The sequence below is a fragment of the Paracoccus aestuariivivens genome (assembly GCF_009711225.1).
Classification (GTDB): domain Bacteria; phylum Pseudomonadota; class Alphaproteobacteria; order Rhodobacterales; family Rhodobacteraceae; genus Paracoccus; species Paracoccus aestuariivivens.
In genome coordinates this window covers 1-517 of record NZ_WMIE01000077.1, presented here as the reverse complement: position 1 = coordinate 517, position 517 = coordinate 1, and the positions used below count along the sequence as shown (strand labels likewise).

General features: G+C 65.2%; 1 protein-coding gene. It reads right to left on the bottom strand.

The window, feature by feature from the left end:
* Positions 1 to 37: 37 nt before the first annotated feature.
* Positions 38 to 517: transposase (locus GL286_RS22135; protein ID WP_425496112.1), on the bottom strand; the 480-nt coding region annotated here is incomplete at its 5' end.

The window sequence follows — 517 nt, the reverse complement described above, 5'->3', positions numbered from 1 at the left end:
GCGCGAGAACAGTTTTCCACCACGTTGGCTGTTAGCCTCAGGTCTCAGCCCGCCCCTGCTCGCTGTTGCAATCGGCCTTCCATGGTGATGCCGGCTCTCGCACCGCCAACAACCGGGGCAGTCGGGCGAGATTTCCGGTCGCCAGGGTAAAGATGAAGCGGGCATGCACCCGTTCGAGGCCGCGATAGACGGTCTGGACCATTCCACCGACGGTCTTGCTCCGGCCGAAGGTTTCCTCGATCCGTTTCCGGTACCCTTGGGACAGGACGTAGCCCTTGTGCCGGATGGTGCGTCGGTCGATGGCCGAATAGAGGGACTTCCGGGCGACATGCGGTGTGACGCAGGCCTGCCGACAAGCGGCAACGAAGCCCGCCGTGTCATAGGCCTTGTCGGCCCCCAGCGTCAGCCGCCTGGTCGAGCCGGGTGAATGGCGATGCATCGAGCCATGGTGCCGCCACTGGTCCGAGGCCCATGGCGAGGATCCAGCGCAGACTTGCGCTCGGCTAGGCCATCGGCC